The sequence below is a fragment of the Xanthomonas sp. DAR33341 genome (assembly GCF_003992815.1).
GTDB lineage: Bacteria > Pseudomonadota > Gammaproteobacteria > Xanthomonadales > Xanthomonadaceae > Xanthomonas > Xanthomonas cissicola.
Map to the genome: position 1 here is coordinate 1 of NZ_QEYV01000039.1, position 20,646 is coordinate 20,646.

Sequence of the window (20,646 nt, forward strand, 5' to 3'; positions counted from 1 at the left end):
CGTTATCCCCTACGACCTGTAGAGGAGTTCCTGACATGACCCAGAAAATCGAAGGCAATCTACCGACCGCTGCCACCCTTCGCACCACGGCCACCAGCAGCAAGATCGCTTCGGCCGGCGAAGATCGCGCGTCCCCGGTTGCCGCAACCCCGCCGACCGACAGCGTCAAGTTGACCGGCGAAGCCACCAACCTGCAGAACCTGCAGCGCGAGCTTTCGCAGTCCTCGGCGATCGACACCGGTCGCGTCCAGGCGGTGAAGGATGCATTGCAGAACGGCAGCTATTCCATCAACCCGGACGCCATCGCCAGCCGCATGATGGATCTGAATCAGCAACTGGCGGGTTGATCCCCGACTGAAAGGATGAACGTGAACGAGTTCCTGCAACGTCTCAGCGATGCGCTGGCCGGCGAACGCCAGGCATTACTCGAGAACGACATCGACGGGCTGATGCGACACACGCAGGACAAGCTCTCGGCGCTGCAAGCGCTGGAAGCGGCGATGCCTGCAGGCGAAGAAGAGCGGCTGCGTGAGCTGGCCGAAGCCAATCGCGCCAATGGTGCGCTGTTGGCACGCCGGCGCCGCGAAGTGAACTGGGCGCTGCGCCACCTCGGCCGCACCGAAAGTGCGCCGTCCTACGATGCCAAGGGGCAATCGAGCGTACTGCGCGGCGGGCGTTCGTTGGCCGTGGCCTGAGTTGCACGCTGTTTCGTGGCACACCCGGTGGCAGATGGTGCGGCAGGCTTAGGCGAGCAGGCAGGTGCCGTTCGCTCTGCGACGCGCCGCCGGCTAATGCAAAACGACAATACGGAGCGTCAATGGTTCGGCGTATATTGAGGCATCCTCTACGCCGCCTGCTCCCGTGACCGCCAAGTTTTTTCTCAATCAAGCCTTATTGCCGTCCCCGGATATCCTGCGCGCCTTCGGCGACCAGATGATGGAGGGGCTGCTGCTGTTCCGCGCAGACGGAAAGCTGATTCTGGCCAATGCCATCGCACGCCAGAGCCTGTGCAAGGAAGACCCCACCGACGATCGCAATCTGGGCGAGCGCATCTCGCAGGTATTGCCATCGGATGCACTCAATCAAGCGCGCAGCAAGGGCAGCTGGACCGGCAGCCTGCCGGTTGCCGACCGGGTGGTCATTGCGCACCTGTATTACAACGAAGAGTGCGGGCCCGGGCATTTTCTGGCGCTGTTCCACAACATCGAAGGCCAGCAGGATTACGAGCGCGAGCTGCAACAGCGCCACGCCGAATTACGCCAGGCCTATCTGCGCTTGAACGGTGCGCAGGACAAATTGCTGCAATCGGAAAAAATGGCGTCCATCGGCCAGTTGGCCGCAGGCGTGGCGCACGAAATCAATAATCCGATCGGTTATGTGCACTCCAATTTGGGCAGCCTGCAGGAATATCTGCGTAGCCTGTTCACCCTGATCGAAGCGTATGAGCGCGCGCTGCAGGCGCCGGACCCCAAGGCGCTGATTCCGGAAATCGACGAGATCCGCAACCGCGCCGACATCGACTTCATCAGCCGCGATCTGCCGCAACTGATGGCCGAATCGCGCGAAGGCATCGAGCGGGTGACCCGCATCGTGCGCGACCTCAAGGACTTCTCGTACTCTGACCGGTCCGAGTCGTGGAAGATGGTCGACCTGCATGCGGGCCTCGAATCCACCATCAACATCATCTGGAACGAGCTCAAGTACAAGGTCACGCTGGAGCGCAACTACGCCGAGCTGCCGCTGGTGGAGTGCCTGCCATCCGAGCTCAACCAGGTCTACATGAACATGCTGCTCAATGCCGGCCAGGCCATCGTCGAGCGCGGCACGATTGCCGTGACCACCGGTCGCGACGAAGCAGAAAACGTCTGGATCCAGTTCCAGGACAGCGGCGCCGGCATTGCCCCGGATCTGCTGCAGCGCATCTTCGACCCCTTCTTCACCACCAAACCGGTCGGCAGCGGCACCGGCCTGGGTCTGTCGATTTCCTACGGCATCATCAACAAGCACCACGGCCGCATCGACGTGGAAAGCACGCCGGGGCAGGGCGCCAGTTTCAGGATCACGCTACCGATCCGGCAGCCGCGGTAGCGCTGACGCGCTGGGAATGGGGAAGGGGGAATCGGTAAAGCAGCTTTCCGCTCGCTTGATCTGGCTGCGTGTCTGAGAAGCAACAAGACGCAGAGGTCTGCTCTACCGATTCCCCAATCCCGATTCCCTATTCCCGGCCGTTACGCAACTCATCATGCGTGCGGAACGCCTGGCGAATATGCTCGCGCAGTTCGTCGTCGTTCCAGGGTTTGGTCAGGAAACGGTAGATCGCGCCGCGGTTGATGGCCTCGGTGACGGTGGCCAGGTCGGTGTAGCCGGAGAGCACCAGGCGCACCGTGTCGGGGTAGAGCATCTTGACCCGTCCCAGGAATTCGGTGCCGCTCATGTCGCTCATGCGCTGGTCGGACAGGATCACCTGTACATCGTTGGTGGCCAGCAGGTCGAAGGCGTCGCGCACGTTGCCGGCCGCCAGAATCCGGTAACCGTCGCGGCGGAACAGGCGCACCAGCGAGCGCAGCACGTTTTCTTCGTCGTCCAGCAGCAAGAGCGTGCGGTCGGGGCGGCTTTCGGCGAACGATTCCGGGCGCAGGTAGCGCCGCCGTAGTGCCATGCCCGCCGACTCGGCCGACATCGGCTCGCCGAACAGGTAGCCCTGGAAGATGTCGCAATCGTTACGGCGCAAAAAGCCCAGCTGCGCCTGCGATTCCACGCCATTGGCAATCACCGTCATGCCGAGCTGGTGGCCCATGGCGATGATGGCGCGCGCGATCGCCGCCTCGCGGCTGCCGGCCGGTGCGCTCTTGATGAAGCTGCGGTCGATCTTGAGCCGGTCCACCGGGTAGCGCACCAGCGCGCTCAGGCTGGAATCGCCGGTGCCGAAGTTGTCCAGGCTCAGGCTGATGCCTTCGTTGCGCAGGTTGGCCATCGTCTCGTGGACGAAGTTGACGTTGTTGGTCAACGCGCTTTCGTTGATCTCCAGCGTGACGAACTGCGCCGGTACACCGGCAGTCTGCAGCATCGCCATCACTTCGTTGAAGAAGCCCGGGCGCAGCAACTGCAGCGTGGAAACATTCACTGCGATGCTGAAATCGTCGAAACCCTGGTCGCGCCACAGCCGCGCCTGGCACACCGCGTTCTGCAGCACCCATTCGCCGATCTGCACGATCACGCCCAGGCGCTCGGCGGTACGCATGAAGCGTTCCGGCACCAGCATGCCCAGGGTGGGCGACTGCCAGCGCAGCAGCGCTTCCATGCCCACGATGCGGCCATCGCGCGCACTCACCAGCGGTTGGTAGCGCAGGCGCAATTCGCCGTGCGGAATCGCATCGACGATCTGCCGCGCAATGATGCTTTCGCTATGCGCGTTGGTGGCCGAGTTGCGCGTGTATAGCCGCACCGTGTTGCCGCCTTCGCGCGCGGCCTGGTAGCTGGCTTCTTCGGCGTAATCCAGCAGCGTGGACAAGGAGGTGGAATGTTCCGGACACAGGCTGATGCCGACCTTGCCGGTCATGAACAAGGTATACGGCAGCACCGACAGCGGCAGTTCCAGTTGCTGGCGGATTTCCTCGGCAAAATCTTCCGGCAAGGGCGTGTCGTCGCGGCGCACCGCCACAACCACCATTTCATCGCTGCCGTGGCGCCACAGCTTGCCGCGCGCGCCTAGAAATTCCTGCAGCCTGCGCGCTGCCAGCGTCAGCGCCTGGTCGCCGACCTCGCCACTCATGTTCTCGTTGATCGAGGCGAAGTGATCGATATCGACGTGGAAGATCATCAGCGGCGGGCCGCCGGACGCGGCCGCATCCACCAGGTGCAGCAATTCGGGATTGCCCGCGCCAAGCCGGGTGGGCTTGACGATTTCCAGTCCGGGCGGGATTACGGGGCTCCACATGACTCAACGTCCACCATCGTCGTGGACGGACTCGCCGACCGGGTGATAGGGCAGGCGCAACGTCACGCGCGTGCCTGCTCCGGGAGCCGATTCTATCGCGAGCGTGCCGCCGACGGTTTGCGCACGCTCACGCATCACGATCAGCCCCAGCCCACGCGGACCCTCCGGCTCGAAGCCATCGCCGTCATCGCTGACTTCCAGGCGGAAACTGTCGCCGTCGATCGAATGCAGACGCAGGTGCACTTCGCCGGCGCAGGCGTGCCGCAGCGCGTTGGTCAGGCTTTCCTGCGCGATCCGGAAGCAGGCCTGTTCGATCTCGTTGCCCGGCCGTTCGTCCAGCGCCTGAATATCCAGCTCCAGCCGCACTTGCGAGGCGCGGAACAGCATCGACGCCTGCCAGCGCAGCGCTGCCTCCAGGCCCAGGGCATCGAGTTGTGGCGGGCGCAACAGCATCGACAGATTGCGCAGCTTGGTCACCGTGGTATCGGCCAGCGACACCACTTCCAGCAGGTCCTCGCGGCGCGCGTCCGCGTCCGGCTCATCCAGGGCCGCGTGCGCGGACAACTTCATCGCGGTGATCGCTTGTCCGATGTCGTCATGCAGGTCGCGCGAGATGGCGCGCCGCTCATCTTCTTGCAACGAAAACAGACGTTTGGCCATCGCCTGCAGCTCGACATTGCTCTCGGCCAGGGCATCGCGCATGCGCTCGGGTTCGCTCAGATCGCGCACCACCAGCAACTTGCAGCTGCGTCCGCCATAGCGGATGTCGCCGGCCGACAGACCTGCGTAGAAGGTGCTGCCGTCGCGACGACGCATCGCGCGTGCGCTGGAGACCGGCTCATTGCGATCGCTGCCTGCGCGCAGGTAGTCGCGCACCACCGGCAGGTCGTTGTCGCCCACCAGGGTCTGCAGCGGTTCGCCCAGGATGGTTTCGCCCTGGAAGCCGAACTGGGCCGAGCCGGCCGCGTTGGCGTACATCACATGCTCGTCGGCGAGAATCAGCACCCCGTCGGGCAGCACGCGCACCAGTTCGCGAAACTGCTCCTCGCGTTCGCGCAGCAGCCGGCGCGATTGCTCGCGTTCGCTCACATCCTGCAAGGTGCCGTGCACATGGCGCACGCCGCTGGGGCTGGTCACGCTTTCGGCGCGCAGATGCACCGTGCGCGGTTGCGAATCGCCACCGGTCAGCGGCAGCAGCACATCGATCTGCACCTGGCCACCGGTACACATGTCTTCGATCATGCGTTCGATGCGCGCCTGGGTCGCGCTGTCGGAGGCGGTCAGCAATTCTTCCAGCCGATGCTCGCGACGATGCATCGGTACGCTGCGCCCCAGCAGGCGGTAGACCGCTGGCGAATAGCGGCCCAGGCCGGTCGTGCGATCCAGTTGCCAGGAGCCCAGCCGCGCGATGCTCTGCGCCTCCTCCAGCCGTTCGAGTGCCTCGTCGCGCAGATCTTGCGCCTGGCGCTCTTCGCTGCGGTCAACGGTGACGACCAGGCGGGCAGGGCCGCTGGCCAGATGCAGCTGGTTGCTCCGCACCTCGACATGCCGCGTGCCGCTGCGCGTCATCAGGTCTTCGTTCAACACGCAGGTGGCATCTCCCTTGCTGCGGATCTGCGCAATGATCTCTTCCAGCCGCTCGCCATCGGCATTGGGCCAGATCGCCTGCAGCGTCTGCTGCAGGAACTCGTCGCGTTCCCAGCCGAAGAATTCCAGCGCCGCCGGATTGGCGTCGAGGATGCGCATGGTGGCCAGGTCGTAGATGAAGGCCGGGCTGGGCAGTGCCATGAACTTGGCTTGCAGCAACGCCTCGGACTGCGCCAGCTGGGCGTACTCGTTCACGATCAAGCCCGTGAAGCGGCGCAGCACCAGGTGGATGACGATGCTGGACAGCACCAGAAAGCTCGCATCAGACCAGCGCTCCGGCATGGCGGCGCCGGCCAGGTAGAGCAACCGGTTGCCCAGCAGCAGCCAGATCACGCCCACCAGCAGATACAGGCCGGTCAGGGTCCACAGGCCTTGCTGCAGGCGCTCGGCGAGACGAAGACAGGAGACGGGGGCTGACGAAAATGCGGGCGCGGCGACGGGCTGTTGCATGGATCCGCGGACGACCTTGAGTGCTGGCGATGCGGCCATCTTAGCCGTAACTCGGGCCGGTTCGGTCCAGCTCGCAACAGGTGGCTCAACTATTCGCCGGCACTGCCGTTATCCATTGCGACCCCGAAGGCCGGGGTCGATTCTTCGGAGTGTTCCAGAGTGGACTCAGGCGTCATTGCAAGCATGCTGCAGCACCCGCTGACCTCGGCGGTGGTGTTGTTGGATGCGCATGGCCAGCCTCTGGCGGCCAACCGCGTTGCGCAATCCCTCGGATTGCCGGCAACCCTTGGCGCATACGCCGATGTGTTGGAAAGCAGCCGTGCCCAGCTGGCCGACAGCGGGGGCATGGCGCCCTGCGTGTTGCCGGGCAGCGGCGGCGGGCGGCTGGAGGGCTGGCTGCGCGCGGTCTGCGACGAGCAGGGCCAGATCATGGCGTTCACCCTGAGCATTCCAGAACCGAAGGGTGCCGATGGCACCAGTCGCTGGGAGATGGGCCTGGACAGCGCCGACCACGGCTTGTGGGATTGGGATATTCCGGCCGATGTGGTGTATCGCTCCGAGCGCTGGACACGCATGCTCGGTTATTCCGAGCAGCCGCTGCCGAACAATCTCACTGCCTTGTCCGGGCTGATTCATCCGGAAGACCACGCGCATGTCAGCGCGGCGGTGCAGGCGCATCTGGAAGGCCGCACCGATACCTATGTGGCCGAATTCCGGCTGCGCCAGCACGACGGCCAGTGGCGCTGGATCTTGGATCGCGGCCGCGTGGTATCGCGGACCGCGGACGGACGTCCATTGCGCATGGTCGGCACGCATACCGACGTGCACCATCAAAAATTGCTCGAGCAGCAGCTGCGCGATCAGCAGGCACAGCTCGAAGAAGCCCAGCGCATCGCCAGCATGGGGAGCTGGAGCTGGGATTCGCATCACGATGCCCTGTGGGTGTCGCAGGATTTCATGCAACAACTGGGCATGACCCATGTTCGTCTGCAAGGCATCCGCGACATCCTGCGCCTGCTGGCTGGGCCTTCGGTCGCGCAACTGCGCAGCGCCTGGCGCAAGATCAAGCACGAAGGCATGCCGGTGCATTTCGAACTGGAAATCAACGGCCTGCTCGGTGCCAACCCGCATCATCTGCGGGTGTGGGCACAGCCGGTGTTCGATGGCGACGGCAGCATGGTGCGCGTGCTTGGCCAGCTGCAGAACGTCACCGAACAACGCCAGACCGACGCGCTGATCCGTTGGCGCACCGAATTGCTCAATCGCGTGTCCGCGCTGGGCAAGATCGGCGGCTGCGAGATCGAGGTCGACACCCGGCGCATGCAATGGACCGAGGAGTGCTATCGCATTCACGGCCTGCGCAAGGAAAACATCACCCTGGAGCAGGCGCTGTCGCTGTATACGCAGGATTCGCGCGACGCCTTCGAGGCGGCGCTGCTGCGGATCTCCGATGGCGGACTGCCCGAACAGCTGGAGCTGTGTTTCTATCGCAACTCCGGCCAGCGTGTCTGGGTGCAGGTACTGATCGAGCTGGATCGTCGTGAGGGCTTGCCGCCGCGGTTTGTTGCCTTGTTCCGCGATATCACCCGCGAACGCGAAGCCAACGAGCGCATCGAGCTGCTTGCCCATTACGACCGCCTGACCGGTTTGCCGAACCGCTTCCTGTTGCGCGAGCAGGCAGAAAACGCCATTCGCGAAGCGAACGAGCGCGGCCAGACACTGGCGATGCTGTTGATCGATCTGGATGGCTTCAAAAGCATCAACGATTCGTTTGGCCATGCCACCGGCGACAACCTGCTCAAGCTTGCCTCGGCGCGCCTGCATCAGCATCTGCGTAATAGCGACCTGTTCGGCCGCTTCAGCGACGACGAATTCATCGTGCTGCTGCGCGATATGTCCGAGCCCGAAGATGCCGGCCACGTGGCGCGCAAACTGATTGCTGCGCTCGGCGAGCCGCTACGCAAGGAGCACGTCACCCTCAAGCTCGGCGCCAGCATCGGCATCGCGCTGCAGGGCGAAGGGCTATCGGATTTCGACAGCCTGCTGCGCGCCGCCGACGCGGCGATGTACGCAGCCAAGGAGTCCGGGCGCAATACGTACCATTACTACAGCCAGGACGTGCTGCTGCGGGCGCAGCGCCGCCTGGAGCTGGAGCATGCGCTGCAAGGCGCGCTCGACCGCGAAGAATTCACGCTGGTCTATCAGCCGCTGGTCAACACCGTGGACGATGCATCGCCGGCGATCGAAGCGCTGATGCGCTGGAATCGCCCTGGCCATGGTCCCTGCAGCCCGGTCGAATTCATCCCGATTGCCGAAGAATGCGGCGAGATCGTGCGTCTGGGCGAGTGGGTCATCGGCGAAGCGTGCCGTCAGGCCGTGGTCTGGGATCGTGCCGGCCTGCATTTCAGCCGCGTTGCGGTGAATGTGTCTGCCGTGCAATTGCGCGAGCGCGGTTTTGCCGAGCGCGTGCTGGAAATCTGCCGCGACAATGGCTGGCCGCCGTCGCGCCTGGAGCTGGAGCTGACCGAATCTGCCCTGATTCGCGACTCCGATTCGCTACGCCGCTGCTTCGAATTGTTCGAACAGAACGGCGTGTTGCTGGCGGTGGACGACTTCGGTACCGGCTTCTCGAATCTGCATTACCTCAACCGGTTCCCGGTGCAGCGTTTGAAGATCGACCGCAGCTTCGTGCAAGGCATGCTCGACGACGCCAATACGGCCGAAGTCACTCAGGCCATCGTGCATCTGGGGCATGCCCTGGGCATGCAGGTGGTCGCAGAAGGCGTTGAAACCGTGCAGGAAGATGCGTTGCTGCGCCAGCAGGGCTGCGACGAAATCCAGGGCTATTTCTACTCACGTCCGTTGTCGCCACGCGACATGGCGCAGTGGTTGCGCGAAGCCGACGCCGGCATCCGGTTGGGCGCGCGTCTGGTCATCGCCAACTGACGCAGTGTGCAGCGTTGCGTGTTTTGAGCCGCAGCGCAGCCGTCCTGCAAGTCGTCGGTGTGTACTGCCCAATGGCTTGAAGACATCAGAGCTGGCGAGCCGTAGCGGCGTTCGAATGCCGCTCATCATTTGTTGGGTCGAGCACGCAGCGCCTCACCAGCGACGGGGCAAACCATGAGGGCGTCCACACATGGTTTGTGGCGGCATCAACGACGCCCAAGCTGACGCTAGCTGCAGGACCATCAACAACGTACTAGCGTCGAAGGCGGCGCATGGCCTCACCGCGCGCGGGACTCGGTGTGGCCCATCTATTGAAGCACAATGGCCGCATCCATGCCGCGCCGGTGGTCCCGCACTGGGCGAGGCATCGCACCGGAGAGTTGGCTGGTCGATAAGTGAAAAGCAGGGATCGATGCCACGCACATCGCGCACCGACCATCTCGATAGTCGCTGCCCGCCCAGCGTTGCGGTACCTCGAACGGCATGGATGTCGCATGAGCTCTACAGGGTGTAGTTGCATCTGTCCTGCGATCAGGCGCGCGCAAGGACCCCGAAGCCAAACTACGAATCAGCGTCGCTGCAACCGACGGGGCCACGTCCACCGCTGGACTGATTCGGGTCGCTCACGCGGCAAAGACGCACTTCGAGTGTGCACCGCAATAGAGAGAAGGAGTTCTGCAGCCACGTAGCAGACGCGCAATTCCCTTCACATGCTCATTCCAATATTGCCGTACCGATCGAAGACTCACGTCAGTCATAAGAATCGCTGAGCAGACGGGCAGGGGAGCGCTCACCCTGACGCTGCAGTCGATCAGTGCCGCGCGCGCGGGGCACTGCTTATCGGTACGGCATGATGCAGAACCACCTTGGCGGCAAGGCGTGGCGCAATCGCATCACTCTCGGGCAGTGGAGACAACCAGCGGGGCGCCTGCCGAGGCACGCCCCGCTGTACGGCGCTGGGCTTACCGCGCCGATCCGCTGACCGCGGCACCATCCAGACCCAAATCCCAGGCCACCGTGGCGAACAACAGCTCCTCTTCGCTGCATGCGCGGCGCGGGTTGATCAATGCCAGCAGCTCTGCGCGTGCGCTGCTTTCCAGCCGTTCCAGCGCGGCCGGTATGCGCACACGTCGCAGTGCAGGCCTGGCCGAATCGCTTTGCGCGATGCGCTCGGCCTGTGCGGCTGCCAGGGCAGCGGCCTGCAGTGCGGCGGTAGGGGCGTCGATGGTCGGGGCAAGAAGTGTCATGGGCGGAACACCAGGTCGTAACGGAACGACAAATCCCCGGAAGGCCGGGGAATGTCGGAATCAGCAGCTGCGTGGCGGCATCGGTCTCAGAACAACTCGACCGTGCCGGCGCCCATGCCCTGCTGTGCCACCGGCTTGTGCGGCGGGCGTTCCCACTCCACGCGCATGTCGCGCAGGCGGTTGGACACCTTGGCCAGCGCGGCGACCAGGTCGCTGTCGTACACGCCGCCATTGCGATGCAGCAGTTCCTGCAGCGCCACCGCTTCGCGGTTGATCGCGGTCAGGCGATCCAGGTGGGTGTGGATGCCACTGAGCGTCTGGGTGGCGATGTCCTCGAACTGCAGGGCACGCACCGCTTCTGCCACGCTGCCATCGATCGAGCGTGCGCATTCGGAGATCTCGCGCATGCCATCGCCCAACGAGGCGTTGATCTGGGCGACGTTCTCCAGCATGGCGGCCGATTCATGGCGCGCCTCGCGGGAGCGGTCCATATGGCGCGATGCCAGCTGCGAGACCGTTTCACGCACCTTGGCGATCGATTCCTTGGAGCTGTGTGCCAGCTTGCGGATCTGCTCGTTGAAGGTGGTGGAACGCTCGGACAGGTTGCGCACTTCGTCGGCAACCACGGCGAAGCCGCGACCGGCCTCACCGGCACGCGCTGCTTCGATGGCGGCGTTCAGGGCCAGCAGGTTGGTCTGGTCGGCGATCGACTTGACGTCTTCCAGCAGCGCGAAGATGCCATCCAGATGCTGAGCCATCTCGTCGATGTGATGGACGGTATTGGTGCTTTGGCCGCTCACCTGTTCCAGCGCTTCCACCAACTGCTCCATGCGGGAGCTGGCATGCTGGGCGAAGCGGGCGACGTCGACGCCGGCGCTGCCATCGTCGCCGGCGCGGTCGACGATGCGGGCCAGTGCCTGGCTTTGCTGACGCGATTTGCGATTCATCGCTTCGAAGCTGCCACCCAGGCCGGACACGGCCTGGCGGATCAGTTCGCGGGCACGCTCGACTTCCGAGCGCGATCCGTCGACTTCGTTGCTGACGAACGTACGCAGTTCGTTGAGCAGTTGGTCCTGCTCGCGCAGGATGCGGGCCTGGTCCGGATTAGGCCGGAACTGGGAATACGTCACCCAGGCAGCGAAACCCAACCAACTGAGGGTCATGGTCGCCAGGATCGCCCAGCGCACCGAAGCGGGCCAGTCGAATCCGACAGCGAAGGGGAACAGCAAGGTCAGAGCCAAAGGAGCGGCTAGACGGATGAGTGGACGTGAATACATGGGCGTTCTCGGCAGAGTCACGGTTGCTGTATCGGCACTGCCCCCATTGTCTTTAGCGACGATCGCCACATCGCCTGGTCCATTCAACCGCCGTTGGCGCGCCTCAGCGGCCGCCAGCGCGCAGATGTAAGCGGTTTTCGCGCCGATTAGCGCAGCGCGCGGTCCACCGCCTCGATCATCGCGCGTTTGGCGAACAGGAAATCCCACAGGCTGCCGCCCATCTGCCGCCACAGCACCGCCGAGCGCAGTGCCGCCAGCAACAGTGCGCGGATCTCCGCGACCACGCCAGCCTGGCCCAGGTAGTGCGGGTTGCCTTGCACCATGACCTTGGGCCGCAAGTGGCTGATGGTCTGCGCGTACAGCCCGCCGAGCGAACCCAGCACGTCGGGATGGCTGCTGTCGCCCAGCTGCTGGGCCTGACGCGCTGCCGCGTCGATTCCGCTGGCAACAGTGGCGACGGTGCTGGCATCGCGCACGAACCGGCGCTCCAGCTGCAGCACGGCCAGTGCCAGACGCGGCAGCACCTCGTCTTGGCCCTGATTGCGGAAGTAGTTGTGCAGCAGGCGCAGGCCGGGCGCCAGCGCCGCTGCCGAGCCATAGACGGCCTCTGGCGAGGCGGCGTCCACACGGAACACGCTGTCCATGGCAGTGCGCACCGTCGCAGCTTCCGAATGCCCGGTCTCGGCGATCCGCCGCACCTGTTGCAGGGCCTGAGCGACGCCGGCAAGCGCCAGCACACGATGATCCATGGAAACACTCATCAAGCCACTACCTCAGAGGAAAAAGAAGATCCCGCCAACTGGCGTTCCAGCGGCGCGTCGGTGGCGGCGATGACCGCGCCGCCCAGGCACTCCTCGCCGTCGTACAGCACCAGCGACTGCCCCGGCGTCACCGCCCGTTGCGGCCGTTCGAAGCGCACCTGCACGCTGCCATCGTCCTGCACATCCACCGTGCAGGACTCGTCGGGCTGACGGTAGCGCGTCTGCGCGGTGCAGCTGAACCGGCGCGCCGGCGGCGCCCCGGTCACCCAGTGGGCTTGTTCGGACTGTAGCCAGCGCGATTGCAGCAGCGGGCTGTCGCGGTCCTGGTCCACATACAGCACATTGTTCGCCACATCCTTGCCGACCACGTACCACGGCGCGGCCGCCCGCCCGCGCACGCCGCCGATGTTCAGCCCCTCGCGCTGGCCCAGTGTGAAATAGAACACCCCCGGATGCTCGGCGATGCGCTGCCCCTGCGGGTCGCGGATCTCGCCGGTGCGCGCCGGCAGGTAGCGGCCCAGAAACTCACGGAAATCGCGCTCGCCGATGAAACAGATGCCGGTGGAATCCTTCTTGGCATGGGTCGGCAAGCCGGCATCCTGGGCGATCCGGCGCAAAGTGCTTTTTTCCAGGTCGCCGATCGGGAACAGGGTGGCGGCCAACTGCGTCTGCCCCAGTTGATGCAGAAAATAACTCTGGTCCTTGCCGCGGTCGGCGCCACGCAGCAGGCGCCACCGCCCACCGCGATGCGCCACCTGCGCGTAATGGCCAGTGGCGATGCGCTCGGCACCCAGCGCCTGTGCTGCATCCAGAAAATGCTTGAACTTCACTTCGCGGTTGCACAACACGTCCGGGTTGGGCGTGCGTCCGGCCGCATATTCGGCCAGGAAATGCTCGAACACGCCGCTCCAGTATTCGCCGGAAAAATCGCGGAAATGAAACGGGATGCCCAGCACGCCGCACACCGCCACCGCATCGCGGCGATCGTCTTCGGCGCGGCAGTCGCCGCTGCCGTCGTCGGCCCAGTTCTGCATGAACAGCCCCGCGATTGGCTCGCCCTGCTGCGCCAGCTTCCACGCCGCCACCGACGAATCCACGCCGCCGGACACACCCACCACGATGCGCGGCGTACTCATGCGACGTGCCGCACCAGGGAGAGTGGATGACGCTGCCCGGCCAGGTAGTCGGCAACCACCTCCCACACCAACGGGCTGCGCAGGCGCTCGATCGAGGCGCGTAGTTCATCCGGGGTCATCCACAGCGCGCGCACCACGCCGGTATCGAGGCTGCGATCGGGGTGATGGGTCAGCGCATCGGCAACGAACGCAAAGCGCAAGAAGCACTGCCCATTGGGCGCAACCCATTGGTAGGTGCCGATGAACTGGGTCAGGCGCACGTCCCAGCCGGTCTCCTCCAGGGTTTCGCGCACGGCCGCGTCCAGCAGGCTTTCGTTCGGCTCCAGATGTCCGGCAGGCTGGTTCAACAGCAAGCGGCCGCCGATGGCTTCTTCCACCTGCAAAAAGCGTCCATCGCGCACCACAACTGTGGCAACCGTCACATCAGGATGCCAGCGTTGCTCGGTGACACTCATCAAATTTGCTCCAGCGCGAATGGTGGCGTGTGTGCTGCCTCTGCAGCGGGACTAGCACCGCGGTGCCACCCTGGCACGGTTGCGCCGTCGTCTGCCGTGCGCGTCCGGGCATCGGCGGTAGACGGCGGCGCCAGCAGCGGCGCGGTCATGGAATCGGTCATCAAGGGCCAGCCAGGAAATTGGACACAAATTGTGCGGGGCACAGCGCAAATCGTCCAATGCATGCAAGGTTGAACCGTATAATGGCCGGATGCCTCGGAATACCTCACACGAACACGACCACGGCCTGATGGTCGAAGCCAGCAAGCCCGAAGTGGCGCCACCGCCGCGCTACCAGGTACTGTTGCTGAACGACGACTACACCCCGATGGACTTCGTGGTGACCGTCCTGGAGCAGTTTTTCAACATGAACTTGGAGCAGGCCACCCAGATCATGCTGCACGTCCACACCCGCGGGCGCGGCGTGTGCGGGGTCTACAGCCGTGAGGTTGCAGAGTCGAAGGTGGCCCAGGTCAACGAATTTTCGCGCATGAACCAGCACCCGCTGCTGTGCACGATGGAACAGGCCTGAGACGCTCTGTAGATCATTCCAGCAGCGCAACAGTGTGGCTGCGATCACGTGCTAACGCTGTCTGAACATGCCTATCCGATAGGGTTGTGGAAAATCCCAACAAAAGCCGCATATTGTTGGCAACAGCCGTTCGGAGTTACCAATGTTCAGCAAAGACCTAGAGCAAACCATCGGCCAGTGCTACAAGCGAGCACGCGAGGCGCGTCATGAGTTCATGACCGTCGAGCACCTGCTGCTCTCGCTGCTGGACAATCCTTCCGCCCAGGCCGTGCTCAAGGCCTGTGGCGCAGACCAGGTGCGCCTGCACAATGACCTGGAGCAGGCAATCGAGGCCTCGGTCTCGCGCCTGGCCGAGGACGACGGGCGCGACACGCAGCCTACCCTGGGATTCCAGCGGGTGTTGCAACGCGCCGTCTACCACGTGCAGTCCTCGGGCAAGAAGGAAGTCACCGGCGCCAACGTGCTGGTCGCCATCTTCGGCGAGAAGGACTCGCACGCAGTGTACTTCCTGAACCAACAGGACATCACCCGTCTCGATATCGTCAATTACCTTTCGCACGGCATTGCCAAGCTGGGTGAAGACGGCGAACAGCCGTCCGCGCCGGATGGCGAGTCCAAGAGCGAAGGTGGAGAGGGCGAGGCCAAGGGCGACGCGCTGGCCGAGTTCGCCAGCAATCTCAACGAGCAGGCGCGCAACGGCAAGATCGACCCGTTGGTCGGCCGCAGCGACGAGATCGAGCGCACCATCCAGGTCCTGTGCCGCCGGCGCAAGAACAATCCGCTGTACGTGGGCGAGGCCGGCGTCGGCAAGACCGCGATTGCCGAAGGTCTGGCCAAGCGCATCGTCGACAACGACGTGCCGGAAGTGCTTGCCGATGCAGTGATTTACTCGCTGGATCTGGGCGCACTGGTGGCTGGCACCAAGTATCGAGGCGATTTCGAAAAGCGTCTCAAGGGCGTGCTGGCCGCGTTGAAGAAGGTGCCGAATGCGGTGCTGTTCATCGACGAGATCCACACCATCATCGGTGCCGGCTCGGCGTCGGGCGGCACCATGGACGCCTCCAACCTGATCAAGCCCGCGCTGTCGTCTGGCGAGCTGCGCTGCATCGGCTCGACCACGTTCCAGGAATATCGCGGCATCTTCGAGAAGGACCGTGCGCTGGCGCGTCGGTTCCAGAAGATCGATATCGTCGAGCCGACTGTGGGCGAAACCTTCGAGATCCTGCAGGGCCTCAAGCCCAAGTACGAGGCGCATCATGGCGTGACCTACGCCGACGACGCGCTACAGGCGGCCGTTGACCTGTCGGTGAAGCATATCGGCGACCGCTTGCTGCCGGACAAGGCGATCGATGTGATCGACGAGGCCGGCGCGCGTCAGCGTCTGCTGCCGGAAGGCACGCGCAAGGAGCTGATCGATATCGAAGAGATCGAGACCATCGTGGCCAAGATGGCGCGGATTCCGGCCAAGCAGGTCAGCGCGACCGACAAGGACGTGCTACAGCACCTGGAGCGCAATCTGAAGATGGTGATTTTCGGGCAAAACCCGGCGATCGAAACGCTGGCCGGTTCGATCAAGCTGGCACGCTCGGGCCTGGCGAACCCCGAAAAGCCGATCGGCAATTTCCTGTTCGCCGGTCCCACCGGTGTCGGCAAGACGGAGGTCACCAAGCAGCTCGCGCTGCAGCTGGGGATTGAACTGGTGCGCTTCGACATGTCCGAGTACATGGAAGCGCATTCGATCAGCCGTCTCATCGGTGCTCCCCCGGGCTACGTCGGTTTCGACCAGGGCGGTTTGTTGACCGAGAAAATCGTCAAGACGCCGCACTGCGTGCTGCTGTTGGACGAGGTGGAGAAGGCGCACCCGGACATCTTCAACATCCTGTTGCAGGTCATGGACCGCGGCATCCTCACCGATACCAACGGGCGCGAGGCCAACTTCAAGAACGTGATCCTGGTAATGACGACCAATGCCGGCGCCACGCAGGCGTCGCGGCGTTCGATCGGCTTTACCAAGCAGGATCATTCCACCGATGCGATGGAATCGATCCGTCGCGGCTTCACGCCCGAGTTCCGCAACCGTTTGGATGCGATCGTGCAGTTCCAACCGCTGGCGTTCGACCACATCCTGCGGGTGGTGGACAAGTTCATCATCGAGCTGGAAATGCTGTTGCAGGAAAAGCACGTCTCCCTGTCGGCCACCCCGACCGCGCGCGACTGGCTGGCACAGCATGGCTTCGATCCGCTGATGGGTGCGCGGCCGATGTCGCGGGTGATCCAGGAAAAGATCAAGCGCCCGCTCGCCGACGAACTGCTGTTCGGCAAGTTGGTGGACGGTGGCCGGGTCAACATCGACGTCAAGGATGGCGAACTGGTGGTCGAGGCGCATCCGGAACCGGAGCGCCTGCTGCCCGCGACGGTGGACTGATCGCCATAGGATGTTTGGCAGGTAAGAAAAGCCGCTCGAGAGAGCGGCTTTTTACGTTTTCAGCGGCCCTCGCAATCACGCGTGCCGACGATGGCAGTGCTTGACGCGGGTGCCGGATGCTGGACGCAGCACATGGTGCAAGGCACCGACCGAAGAACCGCCGCCCTGTCTCGCACCGGTTGCTCTGCGGAACTTGCCTGCAGTAGAAACGCATCACTGCTCGAATTATGGGCACGACAAAAAGCGGCCAATGGCCGCCTCGCGCCTCAGCACCAGAACCGCTTACTTCATGCGGTAGGTAATACGACCCTTGGTCAGGTCGTAGGGAGTCATCTCAACTTTGACCCGGTCGCCGGTCAGGATGCGGATGTAGTTCTTGCGCATACGGCCGGAGATGTGGGCGATGATTTCATGCCCGTTTTCCAGCTTGACCCGGAACGTGGTGTTGGGAAGCGTCTCGCTGACGCTGCCTTCGAATTCAATGGAGTCGTCTTTCGACATGTAATCCTGTGCAATCACGGCTGGCCCGGCAGGGCCGTAAGGGACGGCATTTTACGCGCCATCTCCCCCTGGTGCAAATTTTATGTTAAGCGGGCTTCACCAAGCGCGCTGGCGGGGCGTTGTCCGTAGCGTCCGGACCACGTGCCGGGCAGGGCGGGGCGGGCGACCTGCAACTGTACCTGTTGCAGAAACTGCGCGCGCGGCAAGCGCTGCGCTCCCAGGCTGAGCAGGTGCGGGTTTTCCACTTGCGCGTCGAGCAGCGGCCAACCTTCGGTGTGCAGATGCATCGCTAGCGCGGCCAGTGCCACCTTGGAGCCGCCGCTTTGGGCGCTGAACATGCTTTCGCCGAAAAACATCTGGCCGATCGCCACGCCGTAGATGCCGCCCACCAGGCGCGTGCCGTCGAACACTTCCAGTGAGTGCGCATGGCCCAGCTCGTGCAACGCGATGTATGCCTGCTGCATCTGTGCGGTGATCCAGGTGCCGTCCTGGCCAGCGCGCGGAACCGACGCGCAAGCGTCGATGACTTGTTCGAAGGCGGTGTCGGCACGTACGGTCCAGCTGCTGCTGCGTAGCTGACGCCTGAAACGCGACGACAGGCGCAGCGCATCGGTGCGAAACACCATGCGCGGGTCCGGACTCCACCACAGGATCGGCTGGTCCTGCGAAAACCACGGGAAAATGCCATGCGCATAGGCATTGAGCAGCCGCTGCGGCGCCAGGTCGCCGCCGATGGCGAGCAGGCCGTCCGGGTCGCGCAGGGCCTGTGCGGCCGGCGGAAACGGTGCCGTTGGATCGGCATCGAGCAGAAAGGGGAGATGGCGCGCCATCTGCGCAGTGTAGGGCAGCTGGCAAGCCGACTGCGCTGACCGCGGCACGAGCCTGCCGCAAGGTGAATCTGCGACCGTTTCCCGGAATCGGCGTGCACCGGAGCGCAGACTCCGGTTCCTGCGCACCGTCCGCGTCCACCTGGCGACTGCCCACGCGGTTTGGCGGTCGCTCCAGCGTGTGCGCTGCTCGACGATTGCGCCGTGCATGCACGCCGCAATCGTCGAGCATTCAATCAACGTCGCTCATACCGCCTGACTTGGATCAATCGCGAAAAGGGCTGCGCTCGGACAGTTCCCGTGCATGTTGGGCCACAGCATCGCGCTCGTCTGCACACCACTGTGCCAGGGGTTCGCGAAAGCCCGGGTCGGCGATCCAGTGCCTGCTGCGCACCAGCGTTGGCAGAAAGCCGCGCGCGATCTTGTGCTGGCCTTGGGCGCCAGGCTCGAAGCGGGTCAGGCCTTCGCGCAGGCAATATTCGATGCCCTGGTAATAGCAGGTCTCGAAATGCAGGCCGGGCAGCGCTTGTCCGCCCCAATAGCGGCCGTACAGCGTGTCCTGTCCGCGCAGGCATAGCGCGCCGGCGATGGGGTGCCCCTCGAGCTCGGCCAGGAACATCACCATCTGGCGCGGCATGGCCGTCGCCAAGTGCTGCAGGAACTGCGGCGTCAACGCGGGCGAATTTCCGTATTCGTTGAACGTCTTGAGATAGAAGCCATACATCGCATCCAAATCCGCATCGCTGGCCTCATCGCCATGCACCACGCGCAGTTGCACGCCAGCGCGTTGCACCTTGGCGCGTTCCTGGCGAATGTTCTTGCGGTGCTTGTGATCCATCGCCGACAGGAACGTCTCGAAGTCGTTCCAGCCGCTGACGTTGTGCCAGTGGTACTGCAGGTCGTTGCGCTCCAGCCAGTCGGCATCGAAGCCGGCATCTTCATTTGCAGGATAAAAGTTCACATGCGCCGACGACAGCCCGCTGCGCTCCACCAGCTCGCGCATGGCAGCCAGCAAGTGGCCGCGCCACTTGGGTGCACCGAGCAGACGCGGGCCGGTGACGGGCGAGTAGGGCACCCCGCACAGCCACTTGGGAAAGTATTCCTGGCCATAGCGCTCGTACGCATGCGCCCAGGCGTGGTCGAAGACGAACTCACCGTGCGAATTGTTCTTGAGGTACCCGGGGGCCGCGGCCACCAGGGTGTCGCCCTCCCACAAGGTCAGGTGCAGCGGGTTCCAACCCCAATCCGGGCGCAGGCAGCCCTCACGTTCGAGGCCTTGCAGAAATGTGTGGCTGATGAAGGGATGCGTGCCATCGTGCAGCGCATCCCAGGCGCCGGCTGGCAACTCGTCCAGCTGGCGACACCAGCGGGCGCTTATGCCCATGCGGGCAGCCCTTTGGCGATGCTGGCCGCGTCGCGCGGCCGGCAATCAGGCGCCATCTCAGGCGCTCTTGTCGAGGAAGCGTTCGGCATCCAGCGCGGCCATGCAGCCGAAGCCGGCCGAGGTGATGGCCTGGCGGTAATGCTGGTCGGCCACGTCGCCGGCGGCGAACACGCCGGCCACCGAGGTTTCGGTCGCCGCGCCGTTCAGGCCGGAACGGATCTCCAGGTAGCCGTTATTCATTGCCAGCTGGCCATCGAACAACTGCGTATTCGGGTGATGGCCGATCGCCACGAAGAAACCATGCGCATCGATATCGCGGGTGTTGCCGTCGATGGTGGACTTGACCCTCACCCCGGTGACCCCGGCATCGTTGCCCAGTACCTCGTCGATGGCATGGTGCCAGACGGTCTCGATCTTGCCGGCGGCCACCTTGGCGAACAGCTTGTCCTGCATGATCTTTTCCGCACGCAGGGTGTCGCGGCGATGTACCAGGTAGACCTTGCGGGCGATGTTGGACAGGTACAGCGCCTCTTCGACCGCGGTGTTGCCGCCGCCGACCACCACCACATCCTGGTCCTTGTAGAAGAAGCCGTCGCAAGTGGCGCAGGCGGAGACGCCGCGGCCCTTGAAGGCTTCTTCGGTAGGGATGCCCAGGTACTTGGCGGTGGCGCCGGTGGCGATGATCAGTGCGTCGCAGGTGTACTCGGCACCGTCGCCGATCAGCCGGAACGGGCGTTGCGACAGGTCTGCCGTGTGGATATGGTCGAAGATGACCTCGGTCTCGAAGCGCTCGGCATGCGCCTGCATGCGGCTCATCAGGTCCGGGCCCATCAGGCCATGGGGGTCGCCCGGCCAGTTGTCCACTTCGGTCGTGGTCATCAGCTGGCCGCCTTGTTGCAACCCGGTGATGACCACCGGCTTGAGGTTGGCGCGGGCGGCGTAGACCGCGGCGGTCCAGCCGGCCGGGCCGGAGCCCAGGATCAGCAGGCGGGAATGCTTGGCGGGGCTGGCAGAAGAGGCGCTCATGTATACTCGCGATCTAGGAATTGGTGGGGAAGGCGAAGTCTTTCGCGCCCCCGTGG

General features: G+C 64.2%; 17 protein-coding genes. 6 read left to right on the forward strand and 11 right to left on the reverse strand.

From position 1 onward, the window contains the following. Positions 1 to 35 precede the first annotated feature (35 nt). The 3 genes from flgM (at position 36) to EO156_RS20540 (ending at position 2,088) form a co-directional block, all read left to right on the forward strand. A complete protein-coding gene (gene flgM, locus EO156_RS20530; protein ID WP_003482943.1) occupies positions 36 to 347 on the forward strand; it encodes a flagellar biosynthesis anti-sigma factor FlgM in 312 nt (103 codons plus the stop codon). Between the two features lie 15 nt (positions 348 to 362). After that, positions 363 to 695: a flagella protein gene (locus EO156_RS20535; RefSeq protein WP_003482942.1), complete on the forward strand. Its 333-nt coding sequence runs from the start codon at positions 363 to 365 to the stop codon at positions 693 to 695. A gap of 166 nt (positions 696 to 861) precedes the next feature. Next, a complete protein-coding gene (locus EO156_RS20540) occupies positions 862 to 2,088 on the forward strand; it encodes an ATP-binding protein (RefSeq protein WP_003482941.1) in 1,227 nt (408 codons plus the stop codon). 127 nt (positions 2,089 to 2,215) lie between these two features. Here EO156_RS20540 and EO156_RS20545 read toward each other — a convergent pair whose 3' ends face one another. Both EO156_RS20545 and EO156_RS20550 read right to left on the reverse strand, forming a co-directional pair. Beyond that, a complete protein-coding gene (locus EO156_RS20545; protein WP_016848733.1) occupies positions 2,216 to 3,937 on the reverse strand; it encodes an EAL domain-containing protein in 1,722 nt (573 codons plus the stop codon). 3 nt (positions 3,938 to 3,940) lie between these two features. Then, a complete protein-coding gene (locus EO156_RS20550) occupies positions 3,941 to 6,073 on the reverse strand; it encodes a PAS domain S-box protein (protein ID WP_016848734.1) in 2,133 nt (710 codons plus the stop codon). A 120-nt stretch (positions 6,074 to 6,193) separates the two neighbouring features. On the opposite strand from EO156_RS20550, the gene EO156_RS20555 reads away from it, so the two are divergent. Further along, positions 6,194 to 8,980 (forward strand): EAL domain-containing protein, encoded by a 2,787-nt coding sequence (locus EO156_RS20555; protein ID WP_016848735.1) that lies wholly within the window; start codon positions 6,194 to 6,196, stop codon positions 8,978 to 8,980. 962 nt (positions 8,981 to 9,942) lie between these two features. On the opposite strand, the gene EO156_RS20560 is transcribed toward EO156_RS20555, so the two are convergent. The 5 genes from EO156_RS20560 to EO156_RS20580 all read right to left on the reverse strand — a co-directional run bounded on the left by EO156_RS20560 (position 9,943) and on the right by EO156_RS20580 (position 13,856). After that, positions 9,943 to 10,227 (reverse strand): hypothetical protein, encoded by a 285-nt coding sequence (locus EO156_RS20560; protein WP_003482934.1) that lies wholly within the window; start codon positions 10,225 to 10,227, stop codon positions 9,943 to 9,945. Between the two features lie 86 nt (positions 10,228 to 10,313). Next, positions 10,314 to 11,591: a methyl-accepting chemotaxis protein gene (locus tag EO156_RS20565; RefSeq protein ID WP_014090132.1), complete on the reverse strand. Its 1,278-nt coding sequence runs from the start codon at positions 11,589 to 11,591 to the stop codon at positions 10,314 to 10,316. 59 nt (positions 11,592 to 11,650) lie between these two features. Beyond that, complete coding sequence (hflD, locus tag EO156_RS20570; RefSeq protein WP_007964280.1) at positions 11,651 to 12,265, reverse strand: high frequency lysogenization protein HflD; 615 nt, start codon at positions 12,263 to 12,265, stop codon at positions 11,651 to 11,653. Further along, complete coding sequence (gene mnmA / locus EO156_RS20575; RefSeq protein WP_016848736.1) at positions 12,265 to 13,401, reverse strand: tRNA 2-thiouridine(34) synthase MnmA; 1,137 nt, start codon at positions 13,399 to 13,401, stop codon at positions 12,265 to 12,267. Before mnmA ends, hflD begins: the two co-directional genes overlap by 1 nt. After that, the gene (locus EO156_RS20580) at positions 13,398 to 13,856 is read right to left on the reverse strand and encodes an NUDIX hydrolase (protein ID WP_003482927.1); all 459 of its coding nucleotides are present in this window, start codon (positions 13,854 to 13,856) and stop codon (positions 13,398 to 13,400) included. The genes mnmA and EO156_RS20580 overlap by 4 nt, the downstream gene beginning before the upstream one ends. Before the next feature lie 250 nt (positions 13,857 to 14,106). Here EO156_RS20580 and clpS point away from each other — a divergent pair, with 250 nt between their 5' ends. Continuing rightward, complete coding sequence (gene clpS, locus EO156_RS20585; protein ID WP_016848737.1) at positions 14,107 to 14,427, forward strand: ATP-dependent Clp protease adapter ClpS; 321 nt, start codon at positions 14,107 to 14,109, stop codon at positions 14,425 to 14,427. Between the two features lie 142 nt (positions 14,428 to 14,569). Then, positions 14,570 to 16,852, forward strand: a complete 2,283-nt coding sequence (clpA, locus tag EO156_RS20590) for an ATP-dependent Clp protease ATP-binding subunit ClpA (RefSeq protein WP_003482920.1) — start codon at positions 14,570 to 14,572, stop codon at positions 16,850 to 16,852. 282 nt (positions 16,853 to 17,134) lie between these two features. Here the strand turns inward: clpA and infA are convergent, their stop codons facing one another. The 4 genes from infA to trxB all read right to left on the reverse strand — a co-directional run bounded on the left by infA (position 17,135) and on the right by trxB (position 20,590). Further along, positions 17,135 to 17,353 (reverse strand): translation initiation factor IF-1, encoded by a 219-nt coding sequence (gene infA, locus EO156_RS20595; RefSeq protein ID WP_002813418.1) that lies wholly within the window; start codon positions 17,351 to 17,353, stop codon positions 17,135 to 17,137. Between the two features lie 80 nt (positions 17,354 to 17,433). Next, complete coding sequence (gene aat / locus EO156_RS20600; RefSeq protein ID WP_003482914.1) at positions 17,434 to 18,183, reverse strand: leucyl/phenylalanyl-tRNA--protein transferase; 750 nt, start codon at positions 18,181 to 18,183, stop codon at positions 17,434 to 17,436. Between the two features lie 262 nt (positions 18,184 to 18,445). Beyond that, on the reverse strand, positions 18,446 to 19,564 hold the full coding sequence (locus EO156_RS20605) for a GNAT family N-acetyltransferase (protein ID WP_016848738.1): 1,119 nt from the start codon (positions 19,562 to 19,564) through the stop codon (positions 18,446 to 18,448). 57 nt (positions 19,565 to 19,621) lie between these two features. Next, on the reverse strand, positions 19,622 to 20,590 hold the full coding sequence (gene trxB / locus EO156_RS20610; RefSeq protein ID WP_016848739.1) for a thioredoxin-disulfide reductase: 969 nt from the start codon (positions 20,588 to 20,590) through the stop codon (positions 19,622 to 19,624). Positions 20,591 to 20,646 lie beyond the last annotated feature (56 nt).

What these genes read in the sequence shown, in the direction of transcription:
- clpS (WP_016848737.1), top strand. Translation starts at nt 14,107, where the DNA reads ATGCCTCGGAATACCTCACACGAACACGACCACGGCCTGATGGTCGAA.
- mnmA (WP_016848736.1), bottom strand. Translation starts at nt 13,401, where the DNA reads ATGAGTACGCCGCGCATCGTGGTGGGTGTGTCCGGCGGCGTGGATTCG.
- aat (WP_003482914.1), bottom strand. Translation starts at nt 18,183, where the DNA reads ATGGCGCGCCATCTCCCCTTTCTGCTCGATGCCGATCCAACGGCACCG.
- EO156_RS20580 (WP_003482927.1), bottom strand. Translation starts at nt 13,856, where the DNA reads ATGAGTGTCACCGAGCAACGCTGGCATCCTGATGTGACGGTTGCCACA.
- flgM (WP_003482943.1), top strand. Translation starts at nt 36, where the DNA reads ATGACCCAGAAAATCGAAGGCAATCTACCGACCGCTGCCACCCTTCGC.
- EO156_RS20545 (WP_016848733.1), bottom strand. Translation starts at nt 3,937, where the DNA reads ATGTGGAGCCCCGTAATCCCGCCCGGACTGGAAATCGTCAAGCCCACC.
- EO156_RS20535 (WP_003482942.1), top strand. Translation starts at nt 363, where the DNA reads ATGAACGTGAACGAGTTCCTGCAACGTCTCAGCGATGCGCTGGCCGGC.
- EO156_RS20550 (WP_016848734.1), bottom strand. Translation starts at nt 6,073, where the DNA reads ATGGCCGCATCGCCAGCACTCAAGGTCGTCCGCGGATCCATGCAACAG.
- trxB (WP_016848739.1), bottom strand. Translation starts at nt 20,590, where the DNA reads ATGAGCGCCTCTTCTGCCAGCCCCGCCAAGCATTCCCGCCTGCTGATC.
- clpA (WP_003482920.1), top strand. Translation starts at nt 14,570, where the DNA reads ATGTTCAGCAAAGACCTAGAGCAAACCATCGGCCAGTGCTACAAGCGA.
- EO156_RS20560 (WP_003482934.1), bottom strand. Translation starts at nt 10,227, where the DNA reads ATGACACTTCTTGCCCCGACCATCGACGCCCCTACCGCCGCACTGCAG.
- hflD (WP_007964280.1), bottom strand. Translation starts at nt 12,265, where the DNA reads ATGAGTGTTTCCATGGATCATCGTGTGCTGGCGCTTGCCGGCGTCGCT.
- infA (WP_002813418.1), bottom strand. Translation starts at nt 17,353, where the DNA reads ATGTCGAAAGACGACTCCATTGAATTCGAAGGCAGCGTCAGCGAGACG.
- EO156_RS20605 (WP_016848738.1), bottom strand. Translation starts at nt 19,564, where the DNA reads ATGGGCATAAGCGCCCGCTGGTGTCGCCAGCTGGACGAGTTGCCAGCC.